The following is a 3,871-nucleotide window of genomic DNA, read 5'->3' as shown; positions in this document are numbered from 1 at the left end:
CGGTGGCGCCGTGGCATTCCCCACTGGCGGGCTGGGAGGTGTTGGCGGCGCGGTGTCAGCGGCATTAGGTCGCGGTGCGGCGATCGGAGCGCTGGCCGTGCCGCCGAGTTGGGATGCGATCGCGCCGGTGACAAGCCCTGCTTCCCCATTGTTAGGAGGCGCTCCGATCAGCGCCCCTCCCCCGGTGCCCGGCATGCCCGGAATGCCGGCTGCCGGTGCAGCCGCAAGCCACCTCAGCGCCGTCGCTCCCAAATACGGCTTCCGCCCGATGGTGGTGGCCCACCCGCCGGCCGCTGGGTAGCCGGCCCCCCTAGAGCGGGGTGGTGTAAGCCGCGCTGATACCGCCGTCGACCAAGAACGACGCCGCGGTGATGAACGAGGCGTCGTCGCTGGCCAAAAAGGCTACAGCTGCGGCGATTTCGTCGGCCTCGGCGAATCGGCCCATCGGCACGTGCACCAGCCGCCGAGCCGCACGGTCGGGATCCTTGGCGAAAAGCTCTTGCAACAGTGGGGTATTCACCGGCCCGGGGCACAGTGCGTTGACCCGAATTCCTTGGCGAGCGAACTGCACGCCGAGCTCCCGTGACATCGCTAACACCCCACCCTTGGACGCGGTATAGGAGATCTGGGAGGTAGCCGATCCCATCACCGCGACGAACGACGCCACATTGATGATCGAACCTTTGCCCGCAGGCGCCATGTGCCGCAACGCCGCCCGGCAGCACAGGTAAACCGATTTCAGGTTGACGTCTTGCACCTGCTGCCACACCGGCAGTTCGGTATTCTCGATCAGCTCGTCTTCCGGTGGCGAAATGCCCGCATTGTTCACCGCGATGTCGACCGAGCCGTAGGCGTCCGCCGCGGTGTCGAACAATATGTTGACCGCTGCTTCATCCGAAACGTCCACTCCGACAAACAAACCGCTCAGTTCGTCGGCGGCGGCCGAACCGCTCTGCTTGTCGATGTCGCCTACGACGATGGCGGCTCCCTCGGCGTGCAACCGCCGCGCCGACGCCAAGCCGATACCGCCCCCTCCGCCGGTGACAACTGCGATCTTGCCGGCCAGCCGTCGACTCAGATCCATCCCCATCAGCCCACCCGTCCGCTCGCATATGAACGCGCTGCCTCCACGATCGCCGAGAACAGTCGCAGGTCGTCCAGACTCTCTTCCGGATGCCACTGCACGGCGAGCACGAAGCCCTCCCCAGGCAGTTCCAGCGCCTCGATCACATCATCGGCATCCCACGCGCTGACGATCAGACCCTTGCCGAGTTCGGCGATGGCTTGATGGTGATAGCACTGCGCGTCGACGGATTCACCAACCAATGCGGCCAACCGGGTACCCGGGACGGTGCGCACCGGTAGTTGACTGAACACCGCGTTGCCCGCCCGGTGCCCGCTGTGGCCGATGACGTCAGGCAGATGCTGATGCAGCGTGCCGCCCAGCGCGACGTTGAGCACCTGGGCGCCCCGACAAATACCCAGCACGGGTAGCTCGCGCCGCAGCGCCGCGTCCAGCAGCGTGAATTCCCAGGCGTCGCGCTGACGGCCGGCCTGGTCGGTGGCCGGATGTGGCTGCTGGCCATACGCGCCGGGGTCGACGTCCTTGCCGCCGGTGATGAGCAGCCCGTCCAAGCCGTCGACGACCCGCTCGGCGATGTCGGGATCGACCGGCTGTGGCGGTAGCAGCACGGCCACCCCGCCTGCCGCGATGACGCCCTGGAAGTAGACGGCCGGCAGAAAGCTGGCGCGAACCTCCCACACGCCCATCTGCGCTTGGTCCAGATAAGTGGTCAAGCCGATCACCGGCGGTCTAGAAACGTTCAAACCCGCGCACCCTCTCCCAGTCGGTGACCGCCGCATTGAATGCCGCCACCTCGACGTGGGCGCTGTTGACGTAGTGGCTCACGATATTCTCCCCGAACGCCTGCCGGGCGACAGTCGATGCCTGGAAAAGTGCCGAAGCTTCGGCGAGCGTGCCGGGAAGCCGTTCGACATCGCCGGCAGCCTGATAGGCATTGCCCGAGCACGGCTCGGGCAACTCCAAGCCGTGCTCGATACCGTGCAGCCCACCGGCAATCAGCGCCGCCACGGCCAGATACTGGTTGACGTCACCGCCGGGCACCCGGCATTCCACCCGCATATTGTCGCCGCGACCGACGATGCGCAGTGCACAGGTCCGGTTGTCCAATCCCCACGCCACCACGGTAGGCGCGAAGCTGCGATCGGCAAACCGCTTGTAGGAGTTGATGTTCGGCGCATAAAGCATCGTCAACTCTGGCAATGTGGCCAACTGGCCGGCCACGAAGCTGCGAAACATTGGTGACATGCCGAATGGCTGCTGCTCATCGGCGAATACTGCGGACCCATCCGTGGCCCGAAGCGACATGTGGATATGGCAGCTATTGCCCTCGCGCTCATCGTATTTCGCCATGAAGGTCAGGCACTTGCCGTGCTGGTCGGCGATTTCTTTCGCCCCGTTCTTGTAGACGCCGTGGTTATCGCAGGTGACCAGCGCCTCGTCGTAGCGGAACCCGATTTCTTGCTGCCCCTTGTTGCACTCGCCCTTGGAAGCCTCCCAGCGCAGCCCGGCACCTTCCATCTGCTGGCGGATATCGTGCAGCAGCGGCTCGATGCGGGTGGATGCCATGACGGCGTAATCGATGTTGTAGTCGCTGGCCGGCGCCAGCCCGCGATAACCGCTCGCCCAGGCGTGCCGATACGTGTCGTCGAAAACCATGAATTCCAGTTCGGTGCCGACGTAGGCGCGCAGGCCGCGTTGATGCAGCCGGTCAAGTTGACGACGCAGGACGCGACGCGGTGCCGGCTCGACCGGGCTGCCGTCGTGCCAAGCCAAATCGGCCAGTATCAGGGCTGTCCCGGGCAGCCACGGAATCAGCCGGAGCGTCGTCAGGTCCGGCAGCATCACCATGTCGCCGTAGCCGGCGTCCCAGTTCGACATCGCGTAGCCGGTGACGGTGGTCATCTCGACATCGACGGCGAACAGGTAATTGCAGCACTCGGCGCCGTGTTCGGCCACCTCATCGAGGAAGAACCGCGCCGCGATCCGCTTGCCCATGAGCCGGCCCTGCATGTCGGTGAAAGCGACGATCACGGTGTCGACTTCACCGGCGGCTACCAGCCGCTCCAGCTCGTCTTTGGTCACCAGGTGCTGGTGCGCAGGACGATCTCGGCGGCCAACTGGGCGGTCGACTCGTGCGCATTGCGCCGGGCAAGCAACTCCACGACGCGGTAATCGCCATAAACAAATCGCTGGCTGGCACGGGCCACCGCCTGCGCAGCCGGGGTGCTGACCAGTGCGGTTGTGTTGATCTCGACCGGCGGACAGTGGTCGTCGCGAATTACTCCGGTGGCATCGGCGACCCGTGGATGACCGCGGTCGATGGCCACCAGACCAGTGAATCGGTCCAACCTGGTCGCGGCCAACTCCCACGCCAACTCGCCGCCGACTCGGTCGCCGACCAGCACACCCCAGTTGATGTCAAGCACGTCGAGAATGCCCACGACCGACTTGGGCGTCAGGCGCGGGTCTGGGCCCACGACAATCGTCCGCAGCGACGCGGTGTGCAGGCGCTCGCAGACCGCGTCGTAGGCGGCGGGTGCGCGCTGCGCGGCACCCAGCAACACCACGACGGAGCCCTGGTCCGGACCGGTATCACTCACCTGGATTGGGAACCCGTCGACGGTTGTCATCATCGTCGAAGGCACTAGAGCAAATTACAGTCAATGGGCCCGCGCGCGGGCCGTTTTCGCGCAGTTAGTTAGCACAGTTTCATTTGGAAACGTTCTCGCAACATAGAACAGCGACGATCAGGAACGGCCTTTGTGAAAGCTTTTGACTGACCACGGT

At 65.1% G+C, this 3,871-nt stretch carries 5 protein-coding genes; 1 reads left to right on the top strand and 4 read right to left on the bottom strand.

The features are described from left to right. Nucleotides 1–301, top strand: a 301-nt coding sequence (locus tag WB785_RS12430) for a PE/PPE C-terminal domain-containing protein (RefSeq protein ID WP_424079529.1), incomplete at its 5' end; no start/stop codon positions are given. A 9-nt stretch (nucleotides 302–310) separates the two neighbouring features. On the opposite strand, the gene WB785_RS12425 is transcribed toward WB785_RS12430, so the two are convergent. From WB785_RS12425 to WB785_RS12410, 4 genes are read right to left on the bottom strand one after another with little or no spacing between them, the layout of a single operon-like run. Then, the gene (locus tag WB785_RS12425; RefSeq protein ID WP_424079534.1) at nucleotides 311–1,084 is read right to left on the bottom strand and encodes a 3-oxoacyl-ACP reductase; all 774 of its coding nucleotides are present in this window, start codon (nucleotides 1,082–1,084) and stop codon (nucleotides 311–313) included. A gap of 5 nt (nucleotides 1,085–1,089) precedes the next feature. Beyond that, nucleotides 1,090–1,863 (bottom strand): gamma-glutamyl-gamma-aminobutyrate hydrolase family protein, encoded by a 774-nt coding sequence (locus WB785_RS12420; RefSeq protein ID WP_424079527.1) that lies wholly within the window; start codon nucleotides 1,861–1,863, stop codon nucleotides 1,090–1,092. Beyond that, entirely contained in the window at nucleotides 1,814–3,169 is a 1,356-nt protein-coding gene (locus WB785_RS12415; RefSeq protein WP_424079532.1) for a glutamine synthetase family protein, read from the bottom strand. Before WB785_RS12415 ends, WB785_RS12420 begins: the two co-directional genes overlap by 50 nt. After that, nucleotides 3,163–3,714, bottom strand: coding sequence for an alpha/beta fold hydrolase (locus WB785_RS12410; protein WP_424079531.1), 552 nt, complete (start codon nucleotides 3,712–3,714; stop codon nucleotides 3,163–3,165). The genes WB785_RS12415 and WB785_RS12410 overlap by 7 nt, the downstream gene beginning before the upstream one ends. Nucleotides 3,715–3,871 lie beyond the last annotated feature (157 nt).

Origin of the sequence: Mycobacterium sp. (genome assembly GCF_049585075.1) — a bacterium.
Lineage (GTDB): Bacteria > Actinomycetota > Actinomycetes > Mycobacteriales > Mycobacteriaceae > Mycobacterium.
Note: the sequence above shows the minus strand (reverse complement) of the source record. Positions and strands in the feature narration are given on the sequence as shown.